This is a genomic window from Paenibacillus amylolyticus (genome assembly GCF_003719335.1).
In the GTDB taxonomy this organism is placed as follows: Bacteria; Bacillota; Bacilli; order Paenibacillales; family Paenibacillaceae; genus Paenibacillus; species Paenibacillus amylolyticus_D.
The window spans coordinates 1-16,304 of the sequence record NZ_RIAS01000004.1; the positions used below are offsets into that span (position 1 = coordinate 1).

The 16,304-nt window shown below is 44.1% G+C and carries 12 protein-coding genes; 8 read left to right on the top strand and 4 right to left on the bottom strand.

Going from position 1 to position 16,304, the window contains the following annotated elements:
• Positions 1 to 74: 74 nt before the first annotated feature.
• The 3 genes from EC604_RS08775 (at position 75) to EC604_RS08785 (ending at position 4,829) form a co-directional block, all read left to right on the top strand.
• Positions 75 to 2,942, top strand: a complete 2,868-nt coding sequence (locus EC604_RS08775) for an S-layer homology domain-containing protein (RefSeq protein ID WP_123063815.1) — start codon at positions 75 to 77, stop codon at positions 2,940 to 2,942.
• A gap of 419 nt (positions 2,943 to 3,361) precedes the next feature.
• Positions 3,362 to 4,099: a UMP kinase gene (gene pyrH / locus EC604_RS08780; RefSeq protein WP_123063816.1), complete on the top strand. Its 738-nt coding sequence runs from the start codon at positions 3,362 to 3,364 to the stop codon at positions 4,097 to 4,099.
• 274 nt (positions 4,100 to 4,373) lie between these two features.
• Positions 4,374 to 4,829 carry a hypothetical protein gene (locus EC604_RS08785; protein ID WP_123063817.1) on the top strand — a complete coding sequence of 152 codons (456 nt, stop codon included), beginning with the start codon at positions 4,374 to 4,376 and terminating at the stop codon, positions 4,827 to 4,829.
• Between the two features lie 241 nt (positions 4,830 to 5,070).
• Here the strand turns inward: EC604_RS08785 and EC604_RS08790 are convergent, their stop codons facing one another.
• From EC604_RS08790 to EC604_RS08800, 3 genes are all read right to left on the bottom strand, one after another.
• Positions 5,071 to 7,101, bottom strand: coding sequence for a right-handed parallel beta-helix repeat-containing protein (locus EC604_RS08790; protein ID WP_123063818.1), 2,031 nt, complete (start codon positions 7,099 to 7,101; stop codon positions 5,071 to 5,073).
• A 276-nt stretch (positions 7,102 to 7,377) separates the two neighbouring features.
• Positions 7,378 to 7,830: a HEAT repeat domain-containing protein gene (locus tag EC604_RS08795; RefSeq protein WP_123063819.1), complete on the bottom strand. Its 453-nt coding sequence runs from the start codon at positions 7,828 to 7,830 to the stop codon at positions 7,378 to 7,380.
• 132 nt (positions 7,831 to 7,962) lie between these two features.
• The gene (locus tag EC604_RS08800; protein ID WP_123063820.1) at positions 7,963 to 8,958 is read right to left on the bottom strand and encodes a YndJ family transporter; all 996 of its coding nucleotides are present in this window, start codon (positions 8,956 to 8,958) and stop codon (positions 7,963 to 7,965) included.
• Positions 8,959 to 9,329: 371 nt separating this feature from the next.
• Between EC604_RS08800 and EC604_RS08805 the strand changes: the two genes are divergently transcribed.
• A complete protein-coding gene (locus EC604_RS08805; RefSeq protein ID WP_240036789.1) occupies positions 9,330 to 9,716 on the top strand; it encodes an ArsR/SmtB family transcription factor in 387 nt (128 codons plus the stop codon).
• Positions 9,716 to 10,579 carry an aldo/keto reductase gene (locus EC604_RS08810; protein ID WP_123063822.1) on the top strand — a complete coding sequence of 288 codons (864 nt, stop codon included), beginning with the start codon at positions 9,716 to 9,718 and terminating at the stop codon, positions 10,577 to 10,579. The genes EC604_RS08805 and EC604_RS08810 overlap by 1 nt, the downstream gene beginning before the upstream one ends.
• Positions 10,580 to 10,718: 139 nt before the next feature.
• On the opposite strand, the gene EC604_RS08815 is transcribed toward EC604_RS08810, so the two are convergent.
• Positions 10,719 to 11,117, bottom strand: a complete 399-nt coding sequence (locus EC604_RS08815) for a hypothetical protein (RefSeq protein WP_123063823.1) — start codon at positions 11,115 to 11,117, stop codon at positions 10,719 to 10,721.
• 391 nt (positions 11,118 to 11,508) lie between these two features.
• Between EC604_RS08815 and EC604_RS08820 the strand changes: the two genes are divergently transcribed.
• The 3 genes from EC604_RS08820 to EC604_RS08830 all read left to right on the top strand — a co-directional run bounded on the left by EC604_RS08820 (position 11,509) and on the right by EC604_RS08830 (position 16,020).
• A complete protein-coding gene (locus tag EC604_RS08820; RefSeq protein WP_123063824.1) occupies positions 11,509 to 13,248 on the top strand; it encodes an ABC-F family ATP-binding cassette domain-containing protein in 1,740 nt (579 codons plus the stop codon).
• Positions 13,249 to 13,429: 181 nt separating this feature from the next.
• A complete protein-coding gene (locus EC604_RS08825; protein ID WP_123063825.1) occupies positions 13,430 to 14,515 on the top strand; it encodes a 5-methyltetrahydropteroyltriglutamate--homocysteine S-methyltransferase in 1,086 nt (361 codons plus the stop codon).
• Between the two features lie 14 nt (positions 14,516 to 14,529).
• The gene (locus EC604_RS08830) at positions 14,530 to 16,020 is read left to right on the top strand and encodes an aldehyde dehydrogenase family protein (protein WP_123063826.1); all 1,491 of its coding nucleotides are present in this window, start codon (positions 14,530 to 14,532) and stop codon (positions 16,018 to 16,020) included.
• Positions 16,021 to 16,304 lie beyond the last annotated feature (284 nt).

A 16,304-nucleotide genomic window follows, 5' to 3' on the forward strand; every position in this document is an offset into this window, starting at 1 on the left:
TTTTAATTATTAGGGTTGCTGGCACGGGTAGTTGAGGTTTTTCAGGAGACGGGGGAGCGGCGACGTCGGCCCAATTGAACTACCCGCGTGGAGTGGCTGTAGACGGCAGCGGGAATGTATATATAGCGGATTATGGTAACCAGCGAATTCGGAAAGTAGATCCGACAGGGGAAATCAGCACGTTGGCGGGTAACGGTATTAGTGGATATTCAGGAGACGGGGGAGCGGCGACGTTGGCCCAATTGAACAGCCCGACTGGAGTGGCCGTAGACAGTAGCGGGAATGTGTATATAGCGGATTCTGGCAACAATGGAATTCGGAAAGTAGATAAAGAGGGGAAAATCAGCACCTTTGCGGGCACGGGTACAGCCGGCTATTCAGGAGACGGGGGAGCGGCGACGTCAGCAAAGTTTTTCTTCCCGATTGGAGTAACTGTAGACAGTAGCGGAAATGTATATATAGCAGATTATGGTAACCAGCGAATTCGGAAAGTAGATCCAGCGGGGAAGATCAGCACGTTGGCGGGCACGGGTACTGCTGGCTATACAGGAGACGGGGTAGCAGCGACGTCGGCCCAATTGAACTACCCGCGTGGAGTGGCTGTAGACAGCATCGAGAATGTGTATGTAGCGGATTATTCGAACTATATGGTCCGGAAGCTGGCGGCTCCAATGCCAGCGCAAACAGTCAGCGCGTCCGCATCCACGCCTACTCCCGGAGCCGGTGTGGATGATGCGATCACGCTGACCGTGAAGGACGAGCTGGGGACTACGGATACGACGTTCAGCGGAGCGCATGATGTGACGATATCCGGCTACGTGCAAGCGCCGAACGGTTCGTATGGCAGCTTTAACGGGACGGACTTGACCGCGTCACCGAACACGGTCAGTGTTACGTTTGCGAACGGGGGAGCCACGGCGAATCTGAAGCTGAACAAGGCTGCGGAGCAACCTATCGGCTTGAGCGTGGCAGACGTGGCAACGCCGGGGGCGAATACGCTGAGTATCACGCCAGTAGCGGGAAGTACGGCTACGATGGTGTTGACCACCGATGTTACGGCACCAGCCAGTAACGGAGGTATGTTCGCGCAGCAGCCGGTCGTGACGCTTACGGATGCTTACGGCAATACGAGCGTGAGCGACAATAGCACCATCGTGACGGTATCGAAGAAGGATACGGGAACGTGGACGCTGACGGGAACAGCGACGGCAACAGCGAGCGCGGGTGTTGTAACCTTTACCGACCTTGGCGCAACGAATGCTACGCAGGCGACGGGAGCGCAGCTCGCCTTCGATGCGAGCGGAATGGCACAAATTGCGAGCCAGTCTGTAATACTCCCCTGGCCTGGAGTAGCTGAACCGAGAGTGGAGTCTGCTACAACGGGAGACAGTCACGTACGCTTGACTTGGAGCGAAGTGTATGGATCCGTCAGCTACGCCGTGTATCAGAGGACAGCTTCCGGCACTTATGGAGATGCAGTCGCTACAGTGACCGGATTAACGTATGATGCCACCGGATTAACCAATGGGACAACCTATTATTTTGTCGTGAAAGCAGTGAATCCATCCGGAATAAGCGCAGCTTCTGATGAAGTGAGCGCAACACCGCAAGTCCCGGCGCCTGGAGTACCGGTACTGGGGCCAGCTACACCGGGAGATGCTCGAATAAGTCTAACGTGGGATGCGGTGATCGGTTCCACAGGGTACAAAATATTCAAAAGCACAACCCCCGGTGCTTATAGATCAGAGGAAGCTTCGGTAACAGGTTCGGTATACGGCTATGATGTAATGGGGTTAACGAACGGCACAACGTACTATTTTGTCATCCAAGCGACGAACCCGGGAGGGGACAGCACTTCTTCCAATGAAGTGAGCGCAACGCCGCGAACGGTTCCATCGGCTCCAACGGGCGTAGCCGCAATAGCTGGCGATAGACAAGCAGCGGTAAGCTTCACTCCCCCGGCCAATGGCGGAAGCAACATCACTTACTACGAGGTTACAGCTATGCCAGGAAATATTACCGTAACAGGAGCGGGCAGCCCAATCGCGGTAACCGGGCTATCCAATGGAGTGACGTATACGTTTACGGTGCAAGCTGTCAATAGTGCGGGCAGAAGCGTAGCTTCCGACACCTCTAATGCCGTGACGCCATCGACACCTACTCCGGCACCCGATCGGTTACCGACGCCATCGACACCTACTCTGGCACCCGATCGGTTACCGACACCATCGATACCTACTCCGGCACCTGATTCAGCACCGACACCAGGTTCTCCAGAGCCTACGGTTGATGTATTTAACAGTAACATTGTTAATGAAACCAATTTAGTAAAGACGATTGAATCCAAAGTAGCGGAAGCGAAGGAAGCAAACGCTACAATTGATTTTACTGACACGCAAGGGCACTGGGCTAAAAAAACAATCGATATCTTCGTCCAATTGAAACTGATTAATGGCTATGACGATGGTACGATTAGGCCAAACAATCCGATCACCCGCGCGGAGTTTACCGCGATGCTGAATCGCGTGTTTAATATCCAAGCGGGCAACAATACGAATGTTGTTTTGAAGGACATCGATCATCACTGGGCAAAAGAAGCGGTTGAGAACCTAGTCGCGGCAGGGGTAATTCATGGCTACACGGACGGTACGTTCAAGCCGAATCAGACGATTACACGAGAAGAAATGGTGGTCATGCTGTCTCGTATCGTAGACCTAAATAACGTGACGAAAGATACCATAAAAGGCAACTTCAATGATTTGAATGGTGCTTATGCAGCTAGCGAGATTATAGCAGCAGCGCAAGCAGGTATTGTTAGCGGTAAAGGGAATGGAATATTCGATCCCAAGAACAATGCCACACGTGCAGAAGCCTTGCAGATCATCTTGAATATGTTGGAGCTTAATCCACAGTTGAAGACGTTGTTGGGTTCGTTTAGCTAGTATAGTGTCGATTCTCTGAATGAAACTCGCCGTTTTAAGCCTATATTTCAATTACGAAGGACGCCCGATTAGGGCGTTCTTCATTTCGCTGTATAGATGATACGGTGAACCATACTACAAGTAACGGCGAAAAATTCTAAGCAGCCACTCGTTCCCAATACTCACTTTTCAGCTTATTTTTTCACTGTGCCAGTCATTAAAGAAAATATTATTTGATGCCCCCCGAAAAAATAGGGTAATTGCAATCTGCCTTTACGTAATGTAAAATTATTTGATGGAAAAAACATGGAAGGAGTGGGAGTATGAGGTGGAAACAGAAGACTTACATTCAGTCGACTTGCGTAATTTCATATTTCCATTCCATTAGAACACTAAAGCATTTATTGCTTTAGTGTTTTTATTTTATGGGGGTGTAAGAATTGTCAAGGTACAAAAGAATTCTCGTTAAGCTAAGTGGTGGAGCAGTAGCAGGAAACTCTGAATTTGGTTTTGAGCCAGAGATGTTAGATCATATTGCAGATGAAATTATGTCAGTTGTAAACTTGGGCGTTGAAGTATCGTTGGTTATAGGTGGGGGCAACATTTTCAGAGGTAATATGGCGGAAAGCTGGGGGATAGAAAGGGCAGAAGCTGATAATATTGGGACACTTGCGACTGTAGTAAATAGTTTAATGCTTCGTGGAGTTCTTAAGGCCAAGACCCAAAAGGAAGTACGAGTAATGACGGCAATACCTATTACTTCAGTTGCAGAACCATACATTCGTCTAAGAGCAGTCCACCATCTAGAAAAAGGCTATATTGTAATTTTTGCAGGGGGGAATGGTCAACCTTACGTTACAACAGACTATCCTTCAGTACAAAGAGCCATCGAGGTTAATTGTGATGCTTTATTAGTTGCAAAGCAAGGTGTTGATGGTGTTCTTAATGCAGACCCTAAATTGGATAAAGATGCAAGGAAATTTCGCTCACTTCATTACAACGATGTATTAAAACAAAACTTAAAGGTAATGGATCAATCAGCTTTCATTTTAGCAAGAGACTACAATCTGCCCATGCATGTGTTTAACTTCGATAAACCAGGATCGATGAAGGAAATTTGTGAAGGTAAGAATAACGGTACGATAATTAGTGGCGAATCAGTCTTAGAGTTGGAATGAAGTATGTTAGAAATGCTACTCCCCTTTATGTAGCGGAATGATAGTTCCATAAAGGAAAAGGTATGAACACAAACCTACTCCACCCAAGGAGTGGGTTTGTGTTTATATTGATATGTATATTTTGTGGTCAGACTGAACGTTGTGTTTAGTTATATTACGGAAGGGTCGTACCACAAGTAGGGTAAAATGGATGATAGTACTTCAACTTTAATTAGTTTACATTAATATATAGTTTATAAATCAGAATAAGATACAAAATTTGGAGGCTTTTACTATGAAAAATAACACAAAAATATTATTGACGGTTCTGATTACCATGGGAATCCTTATTCTCCTGTACATGACTACTACTCATTCAAATACAGAATCGGAAACACCAAATGAGTCCATTAATACTTCTTTACCCACATTAACAGTAATTAGCAATGAAGACCTTGCTGGCACTTCAACTATGAAACAATTTGATATGCCGGATGGATATGGTTATGTAAAGGTGAAGTTTAAAAGCACAGGTTCTAAGCCATTTACTTTCACCATTAACCTAGGATCTGCAGCAGGAACAATGAAGATGTCCGGAACTATTCCAGCGGATGGAAAGGAGCATAACTTCTTTAACGACAAGGTCTGGTCAACTGGAGACTACTTTGTAAACATTTCTTCCTCACAAGGTATGTCTGGTACGTTGAGTATAGATCTGGGAGCTGATATAAATAAAATAAAGAGTTTATGAATTTTTAAACTAACGATATAAGCTAAGCATTTATGAAGGAACAAGAAAACAAATTGGTGTTGTTGATGTAACTGAGAAAGTTGAGGATAACGAGAAGATTTGTATTTAGTTGTTATTTGAAAACCAGAAGATTTTTATTATGAAATTACAGATCACCTCACTACGGACGTTTCTAATTTTAGTAGTGGAACATATAAAAAAAGATCCAGTCACCTAAATTGACTGGACCCTCAATAACAAACTAAATCTCAAGCTCAACATTACCCTTCTCGCTTAATTCAAACGGACCTGGTGTAACATCTGCATCGGGTCTCTTTGTTCCGAAAAAGTCGGAGTCAAAGCGATATGGAGTGCTGTCGGGTTCCTCGTACTTCATATCGGCGTGATATGTCTTTCCGAGCAGGTCGGTGGTAATCGCCATGGCAGAGGTGCCCCGAAGCAATTCGGGCTCATTGATCTGAATATGCACCTTGCCTAGCGAAGGATCAACCTTAATGTTTATAGCCTTCTGTGTGTGTATCTTCGCATCGGATTCGTGACGACTTGGAACGGCATGGTTGAGATATACATTTCCACCCATAGCTACTGGTAGAACGGCGTTTCCTATAAAGAAATCCTTCGCGGCATCGCCAAGCTTCATAAGCTCTTCTTTGGTGTATTCCCACCACTTTTTATCTTTGACATTCGGGTGTTTGTCATAGCCACCAAGTCCCACAGCATGCAGATAACAAATGGAATTGTCCGGCACACCATCCATGACCGTCTTCCCGTCCTCCCCAATGGCATCCCTTGGTTTAAGGGGGAGATGCTCAAAAAAGGTGATTGGAACAGGTTCCTTATCGGCGTCGGCATCGTTATCACCTAAAAAGATATTGTTGTAGTACCTGTCATCTCCTCCAGTGATATTGGAGTATCCCGCCATGGCCGTCTCATGAGGGAAGTGATATGGCGTGATACGCGTGATTTCGGATCGGACGACAAATCGGCCTGCAAATAAATTATGAGCAAATGCTCCGCCTTGGGCCATATTTCTGAAATTCATAGGTGAGAGGAACAGATTATGGTCGACCATATACGGGCCATGGCACACCTCAACGAAGAGGTCTTCTGAAATGTTATCAAAAAATACATTGCGGCTGATCCGAGTTCCTTGTGCCTGCCAGTCAAGCCAAAGCGCACGGTAACAGCTATAGATCGTATTTTCGTTAATTTGAGTGTCTAGTGCAGCATGCAGTTTAATTCCCGCGACTTCGGCACCATGTCTGAGCCGTTTGTGATGAATGTTGTAGATGCGGTTCTGGTATATGTGGCTGAAGGCTGCTCCCATATGACCGACAATACCTGCCTGCTCACAATCATGAATTACATTCCCTCGAACGATGTGACTGCCGATGTGATCTTTATGCCAGCCGGAGCGTAATGCGCGTAAAATAACTTCCTGCTCCCGTTGAGTCCCGCCTTTACTACGCTTTTCCAAAGAGTTGGAATGACCTGTGCCGATTTCGGTACCCAGGCTAATACCAACACATTTGGATTCACTGATTATATTGTTCTCAATAATCCAGCCCTTGCTCCAGTGGGGTCCAATCAAACCTTCCTGGTAGTCGGTAGGCGGTGCCCATTGAGGAGAGGCTTGACGAAGTGTAAACCCACTTACGGTGATATAATTGAGTCCTGGTTTCTCAGGCCAGAAGCAATAAGGACGTACATTAATTTCTACATTTTCCTTACGAGGGTCTTTTCCGCCAAAATTAGCCCAGATTTTTGTTGTTGTAGAGCCCACTTTCGCATACCATTTCAACAGTGAATCCTTGGGATACTTCGCATCAGGCCATAACTCAGGATTGTTAACGCTTTCAATACTATCGCATTCATACAATGATTTCCCATCCAAGTAGACGTCGCCAAGATGAATCGGGAAGGGCCCGTCAAACAACCAGTCTCCACTAAGCTCTACCTCAAAGGGATTACGAACGGAAAAGATAGAATTCAGCACTTCGGTACTCCAAACGTTCTCTCCTTCGGACTTCCAGTTAGTAATCCGTTCAGCTCCTGTAATGACGACTTCGCCGTCTCCTGCGGATCGATAGACGATTCGATGCTCTTCGGTTCCTCCGTTCGCCGGGTTAACCCACTCTCTGTATACTCCCGCATGAACGATAACTGTATCACCAGCCAGGGCATGAGCCGCGGCGCGTGATATGGTACGAAGGGGTTGATCCGCTGTTCCTTTTCCTTGATCACTCCCATGTATGGATACATGATATTCCATAACAGCTCTCCTTCTTCCTACCTTATATAACTCGTAAGCGTTCCTTACAAGCTGAAGGCAGACTCATTTTAAAATTATTGTTGTATCCCGTTATTATACTAGAAAATAAATGTAATGGGAGAGACAGGAAGATGGATGTTTTATGAACAGCTGCTCTGGTGACATTGATCTGATGGAGATGACCCTGAAAAAACAGAGAAGCCACTCCAACGTTTGAAGTGGCTTTTTTACTCGGCTATTATTTCGCACTCGGCTATTCATACCGGTGATCGGAGGCTATCTTCTGCTTAGTGTCTCCCAAATTCCATGAAGCCAGGAGTCGAACTCAGCATCTTTGTCGCCCTCGTAAGTATCATAGATATCCAGACGTGTCTTTTGCAATTTTTCCTTAAATTCCTCAAATGTGTGACCTTCGGGAAGGCTTTTTTTGATCCGCAGCAAAATTTTGTTGGTACCTTTAAACAGCTCGCCTTTGTTTTTGGCAGGCATCTGTACATCTTCATCCAACTGCTTAAGCTTGAGATATGCGGCTTCGCGCACTTGAAACACTTGATCATTTTTCAAAACATTCTGCAGCAACTTAATGGTAGGTTCTGTATCCCAGTTCCCCAATTCGTTCACCGCATTCAGTCTGTCTCTCCAGCTTGACGTCCGATTAGCCGCCCGTTTGAGCTCTTCAAAGTTTTCTGGTAGCTCGTTAACTGCTCCAATTTCATGGTTGTTCGTCAAAATTCAATCTCCTTAATCATCGCCATCTCGGCAAATGATGAATGTTATTTATGTGATCACTATTATAGCACGAACCTGACTAAACTACTCCTATGAAGCTGATGGGCTAGCCTAAAATCACTTTCACCCAATTCATAAAGATGTACCAACCCATCTATTCTCCTTGCCAATCTTTTTCCCCTGGTTAGAGTCTACCATGTACACCCAACCAATCAGTCCACATAAAACAAAACCAAATGCGTGTAGAGCTCCGTAAATAGGAATAAAGTCGAGTATGGTTAAGGAGTACATATTTTTCAGTAACGGATAGAAGATGGAAATGACAACAACCGTGTAAAAGGCTAGGCTAGAAAGGCCTAAGAAGAAGGATACCTTCATATTAAAAGCATTTTTCCTCAAGTAAGCCAGGAGATAAGCAGTATAAACCACAATATTACATGCGAATAAAGCGACACCAACGTACTCGATCGGCTTGGAGAAAATCATACCAAAAGCAATCAATAGCGGTCCGATAATATCGATGGCAACGACCCAGGGATACCAGCTTTTTTTTGCCATAATCCGTCCCAGTGCACCAATGAAAATCGGAACGATCGCAGATGAGAAATGAAAGTGAACCGAGCTTAACGCGTGTGTCGCCACATTAGCATTGAAGAGCTCCACTTGATATTGATATAACGTAAACCACATGCCCCCGATAAAAAAGTAAACAAGTCCCGCACCAATCGCTATTTCCGCTGCTTTTCCTTTAGCAATCACAATCGTGGTCAAGCCATAGACACCAAGCAGTAGTGTGAACAGTAGCCAGCCTAGGGAGAGCATGCCTGGTATTGCCGTGCCTTCGAATCCCCACATCTTATTGCTCATGACGGAAAATAGGGTAAGAAGCGCTGCCGGATATTGAAACCATTGCATAAGAACATAAACCACTCGTTGCTGTGTATTCTTTGCATCATATCTCAAAAGCAAAATGACAAGAGGTACGATGAGGAATGCCGCGAACAATAAAAACTTTTCAACAAGTTCGAAGTGAAAGTAATCCAAATAAAATATAAGAATCGTCATGATTCCACCGGGAATCACAGGTACGAAAATGGATTTCATCGGTTGCTTGAGAGAGCGATTCATGGCGGTTCCTTTCTAACTATATTTGTTGTATAAACGGCCTGCATTCAGTTATGTAGCATCCTTTAGGATAGATAGGCAATGCTTATTTAAGTTTAACACATTTAATTTTCAAAATATGGCCTATTTGATCTACACTGGTATTTATTTAGTAGATGGAATTTCACTATGCCTAGCCTATAAAGCGAGCCCCTAGACAACATGGTGAAGCGCCCCCCCCCAAGTATTGGCAATTTTTTTGAGAAACCCCTTATAACTGAAAAAGTAATTGGAAAAATGTTGTTCTTGGATTTCTTTCCCGATGTACTGCTGTGTATGAGATCGTGGTATCTTATATCCGTCAAAAGAATTAAACGGTTCAACGAAAAGGGGAGATTCCCGTCGAACAGCAATTTTTGAATACAATCGCGACCGAATTTAAGAACAACCAGAAGGTACTGAATGCAATTGGAGACGAGACTCGGCAGGCGATCTTAATGGCTTTGATTCAAGGGCCGCAGAAAACGGGAATGCGTGTGGGTGAGATCAGATTACAAACACACCTCTCCCGGCCTGCTGTATCGCACCATCTGAAAATACTGAAAGAAGCGCAGATTATCAGCGTTCACAAAGAAGGAACTCGTAACTTTTATCGGCTGGACGCCGGAAGCAAGCTGAAGTCGTTGAAAAACTTGGCGAGTGAAATTGATAAGCTATTTGAACAATGTGAGGAGCCAGCCACGGAATCACGATCCCGAACCAATGAAAGGGACGATCTTTGATGAAACGTACAATGCAAGCATCAAACGGAGTCGAGATTCCGCAACTCGGATTCGGCTTATATAAGATTAAGCAGGGGGAATCTTTCGAAAAAACGGTTGAAGAGGCGATTCGATACGGGTATCGCCATTTCGATACAGCGAAAATTTATGGGAATGAAGCAGCGCTAGGGCGAGTCGTACAAAAAAGTGACATTCCTCGAGAGGAGTTCTTTATTACCTCAAAAGTATGGACGACAGATCTCGGATATCATGCGACGAGAAAATCATTCGAGCAAACTTGCCAAAGACTGAACGTAACCTATCTTGATATGTATTTAATTCATTTTGCCGGTGCCCATTATGTAGACGCCTGGAAAGCGATGGAAGAGTTATACGATGAAGGCCGGATCAAAATCATAGGTGTAGCTAATTTCGAGATAGAACATCTGGAGCATCTGAAGAAACATGCCCGGATTTTGCCGATGGTGAATCAAATCGAAACACACCCGGAGTTCCAGCAGCGCGAATTACATGATTATATGGTAAAAAATCAGATTCTGCACGAGGCATGGGGCCCACTAGGACAGGGGAGCAAAGAACTGCTGGAGCACCCCGAACTGCTTGCAATCGCTAGTCATCATAAGAAATCAGTGGCACAAGTCATTTTGCGCTGGCATATGGAGCGGGGCATTATTGCGATCCCGAAATCATCAAATCCTCTAAGAATACGAGAGAACAGTGATCTATTCGACTTTGAGTTGAATGCAGAGGAAATGGAACATATTCGCCGCTTGGATACGGGAAAAAGATACTCCGTAAGCCCGACAGGTCTTATGGTCCATCCGATTTACATCAAACTTATGAAGCTATTCAGTCGTCCATAATAACGTATAACGAAAGGGCCATCCGACAAAGGATGGCCCTAAACGTGCTGTTACAGACAACCAGAGGAATGTACCACTAACACAGATAATATCGGAGCCGTAAAGCTCTTGAAAAGAAAAACACCCTAAGTTTGTATTTTTACCGATTTTTGAATCTAAAAATGGCGGAGACAACTCCATGTAACACTGCACCTAAGAAACAAAACAATAGTACAACTAGTTTGTTGTCTATCTCATTGTTGAGGAAAATAATAATAGAAGCAAATGAAATACATATTGCCAAGGCATAAGTAATAACTAAGCCTAAGTAGAATTGTACTCCTCTTGTTTGCATCTTTAATTTATCAAATACAACAGAACAAATGTATCCTAATACAAAATATAAAGGAAAGCTGTATAAGAAAAACAATAAGTAAGTGTCACTAAATGATGAATAGGACGAATTAGGAAGTCTTTTCTCTAGCGGTACATAAGAGCAGATGGCCAAAAGTAAATTAAATAATAGAGCTGAAATTAGATTAATAAGTGCTCTTTTCATTTGTATATACCTCCTGATAACAAAACAAACTTTTCTTGAGGGTCCTCAATTTGAAATATATTATGGAATGCCAGAGTATACGCAGGATGTGATATGGATATCGGTCAATTAAAGAATGATTTCCTAAGGTACGTCGTTGAGCAAGGCGAAAGGGCCTTTCGACAAAGGATGACCCTAAACTTGTTACTCCAGATAGCACGGAGAATCGTATCACAGAATACCTAATCAACATAGCCAAACTTTGGTTCAGGCCTAGTAATACAAATCAATTGTACTTGCCGCCAATCAGTGTTACGCTGAGAATCGACAACCTCAGGCTTATTCGAATTTACGTTTTGCAACAATCCCACAAAATAATCACACTATTTTAGATACCAAGAAAGGTAACACCATGATCAAAGTCCAAAATCTATCCTTTTCTTTTCCACAAAAAGAACTCTACAAAGACATTTCATTTACCCTCGAAGAGGGCCAACACTGCGCTTTTATCGGCACAAGTGGTAGTGGCAAAAGTACGTTGATTGAAATCCTGATGGACCCGGAAAAGCATCTGTTCGAGGGAAAGCTGGAGATCGATCCTGATTGCACCATCGGGTATATGAGTCAGTTCTCACAGGTAGACCCAACGACAGAAATGACCGTTTTTGAATATATCGGAGAAGAGTTTATCAAGCTTCAGGATGAAATCACAGCGATGTATGCGGAAATGGCCAACACATCGGATATGGATTCGTTGCTGGAAAAAGTCCAATTGGCTTTGGACGCACTGGAGGCCATGGGTGGAGATGATTATGAAAACATCATTCATAAACAGTTGAACCTGGCCAACCTCTTGAAGCTAAAGGATGCAAGCATATCGTCCTTAAGCGGCGGGGAATTCAAGCTTATTCAAGTGATGAAGGAAATGCTACACAGTCCGGATCTGATGATCATGGATGAGCCGGATGTATTTCTGGATTTCGAAAATCTCAATGCGCTTAAAAAATTGATTAATTCCCATAAAGGCATGCTACTGGTCGTTACGCATAACCGTTATCTGTTGAATCATTGTTTCAACAAAATCATCCATCTTGAAAACATGGAACTCCAGGAATTCGATGGACGATATATCGAGTACAACTTCTCCTTGCTTCAGACGAAGATTGAACTGCAGGAAATCGCAGTTGCTGAAGCGGAAGAGATCGAAAGATACGACGGTGTTATCGAAAATCTCAGAGCAATCGCAACGATTAATTCGGAAGCTTCCAGAGGAAGAGCATTAAAAGCGAGAGTGAAATTTCAAGAACGCTTGGAAGCGCGTAGAATCAAAGCGCCGTTTGTGGATATTAAGCAGCCGAATATTCAGTTTGGTCTGGATCATCAAGTCGAAGACAGCATCGCTATCAAGGTCAATAACTATAGTGTTTCCTTTGACGAGCTAGTTCTGCAAGATGTGAACTTCGAGATCAAATCGACAGATAAAGTGGCCATCATCGGCCCCAATGGTACCGGAAAAACAACGTTGCTCCGGGATATTTTCAAAAATAATCAGCCATCTATTGAAATCAATGACGATATCAACGTGGCTTATCTATCACAGCTTCAAGGCGAAACGCTCAAAGATTCGAATACGATCCTCCACGAATTCATCGATGCCGGGTTCGAAACGTATGATGAGATCCGGGCCTATCTTGTGAACTACGGCTTTGAAGGCGAAATCCTGGATCAAAAGATCGAATCACTGTCCGGCGGCGAAAAAAACATGCTTCAACTGGCTAAAGCTGCCGGGGTGCAAGCTGACCTGTTGCTTCTTGACGAACCGACAAGCCATCTGGATATCTATTCGCAGATTGCACTGGAGAGAGCCATCGAAGAATATCAAGGCGCGATTCTTATGGTTTCGCATGATTTCTATTCGGTCGTCAACGGTATGGATTATGTACTCATCATTGAGAATAAGACGATCAGAAAAATGAGTATGCGCAAGTTCAGACAGATGATTTACGCCAGCCATTTCAATAAAGACTATTTGCAAAATGAACAAAATAAAAAGGCTGTTGAAATGCAGATTGAATTGGCTTTGAAAAATACCGATTTTGAACGTGCAAAAGGCTTGGTTGATGAGCTGGAAGGCATCATTAAGCAGCTATAATCATCAAATAACGTCGCTCCATTCTATAAATCCACTACCCGATGAGGTTGTGGATTTTTTGCTTATTGAGGGCTTTTTGTTATTGCTAAAAGCTATGACCAGTCATGCTTTTTTCATATTACGGGTAATCATTTTGATCGTGCTATACTCAGGAAACTAAAAGTTAGAAGGAGATTTTTCTATGATACCATTTCGTAACGATCATGTTGGAAGCTTCCTACGTCCTGCGAACTTGAGTCAGGCACGTGAACAATATAAAGCTGGCACGATTACATATGGGGAACTAAGGGATGTCGAGGATCAAGAGATTATCCGATTGATTGAGAAACAAAAAGAAAATGGCGTACTCGCTATTACGGATGGTGAATTCCGCAGAAGCTGGTGGCATTTTGATTTTCTGGGCGGCTTGGATGGCGTAGAGCTGTATGAGGAAATTGATGGACCTCAGTTCCATAACATGCAGACTCGCAAGGGTGGAATTCGGGTTGTAGGCAAAGTCGATTTTTCTAAGCATCCCTTTGTGGAGCACTTTAAATTCGTGAAAAAACATGCAGGTGACGCTGTCGCAAAACAAACCATTCCAAGTCCGAATATGCTTCTTTATCGATTGGAAAACGGCGCCAACAGCTATACGGATCGGGAGCGATTCCTTCAGGATACGATTGCGGCCTATCAAAAGGCCATTCAAGCCTTCTATGATGCAGGATGTCGTTATCTGCAATTAGACGATACAGCTTGGGCAGACCTATTTTCAGAGGCTGGTCATGATAAACTGCGCGCTAAAGGTTTGGAACCGGCGGAAGAGTTGAAAACGATGCAGCGTATGATTAATGAAACCTTGGCTCATAAACCGGCAGATTTAGTTGTGACGATGCATATTTGTCGGGGGAACTATAAATCCAACTATTTCTCAACGGGTGGTTACGATTATGCTTCTGAAGTTATTTTTGGAGGCTTAAATGTAGATGGGTTATTTTTAGAATTTGACGATGAGCGCTCAGGTAGTTTCGAGCCATTAAAATATGTGAATCGAACAGATTTGAAAATCGTGCTTGGTTTAATCACATCGAAAAACGGCGAATTAGAAAATAAAGAACAGATCAAAGCCAGGATTGCAGAAGCGGCAACCTTTGTTCCTCTTGATCAGCTTTGTTTGAGCCCGCAATGCGGCTTTTCTTCCACCGAAGAAGGCAATATTTTAACAGAAGAACAACAATGGCGCAAACTTCGTTACGTTAAGGAAATTGCAGAGGAAGTATGGAGTTAACGGAGGGATTTCATATGACTATTCAAGCAGATCAAGAGACAGTTACCGTTGAAGCCTTTATTAACGGTCAACATGTAAAATCCCTTTCGCAGTTAGCAAAAGAGAATCCGGCTAATCCAACTGAAATCGTAGGATATTTTCCTGTCACGACCAAAGAACAAGCGGTCATCGCTATTGAAGCCGCGTCAGGCGCTTTCAAAACATGGAAGCAGACCTCCATTGACGAACGCATAATTCGGATGCGCAAGGCAATAGAGAAAATTAGAGCGGCGGAGAATGATATTGTTCATTTGCTGTCCAGAGAGCATGGCAAACCGCTGTATGATGCACACGGTGAAATTTTTGTTTCGCTGATGTGGATGGAGTTTGCTTGTAATGAAGCTACATCCGTTCTGGCGGAAGAGATCCAGGAGCATGACCATGGTAAAACCATTATATCCAACGATCCAATTGGTGTTGTGGCAGCGATTAGTCCATGGAACTACCCAATTGCTCTATCTACGATCAAGATCGCTCCTGCATTACTTGCGGGCAACACGATCGTGCTTAAACCGAGTCCATATGCACCACTGGCGGCGGCGAGGGTGGCAGAGATCATTGCGAGTGAGTTCCCGGCTGGTGTAATCAATGTTGTATACGGTGATGCAGATGTGGGCGTTGAACTGACGAGTCATCCTCTTGTGACGAAAATCGCCTTTACAGGTGGAACTGCAACAGCGAAGCATATTATCAAAGCCGCTTCCGAAACAATTAAAGATATGACGCTGGAGCTTGGCGGGAATGACGCGGCAATCTTCTTGGAAAGCTTTGATGTTCAAGACGAACGAGCCATGCGCCGGATTGTCATCTCTAACTTTTTGACAACAGGCCAAATCTGTATGATTGCCAAACGCGTATATGTACACCGTTCGATTTATAATGAATTTGTGGAAAAATATATAGAGGCGGCCAATCGCTGGATTCGAATTGGTGATCCTTTTGATCCAAACACGACCGTGGGGCCCGTTAATAACCTGAAGCAGAGAGAGTACGTGCATGGTTTGGTTGAAGATGCGCAGAAACGCGGGGCCAAGGCCATCCCTCTCGGCCAAATCCTCGATCAAAAGCGGTTTGAACAAGGCTACTACCTGCAACCTACACTTGTTTTGGATTGCGATGTTCATGATCCGATTGTCGTGGAGGAACAGTTTGGTCCGACGGTTCCAGTTCTGCCATTTGACGATGAAGAGCAGGTCATTAAACTGCACAATGAGAGCATATATGGACTTACGAGTTCTGTGTGGGGAAAAGAAGAGGATGCCATCTCTTTGGCACGTCAACTCGAAGCTGGAACAACCATGATCAATACAGCTGCTGTGCAGGGGCTTGATGTTCGGTTCCCTTTTGGTGGCTTCAAGCAATCGGGTATTGGCCGTGAATACGGCGCAGAGGGTATTCTCACGTATACGGAAAGGCATGTGATCAACGTTCCGAAGATGCTGGATCTTCCATATATACCCGAATAGATTTTAATCGAATAGCACACCACTTTGACATCGTGCAGGGAATAAATATGATGTGAAATTAGAATTAAAAATTAAATTTAGGCTCTCCATGAATTGCGCTTTGTTTACTGATTGTCAAATCAGTAGACAGGGTGCTTTTTTGCTTTGATATAAGATTCGCAACCCATAATTTATAGCTTAAAATGCACCACATATCTAATGGACACAATTCAGTACGAATCATGTCCAAAGGGCAAATATACCTATGGTCAGAATTTGGTTAGACCCCTAATTTATAATGGTCA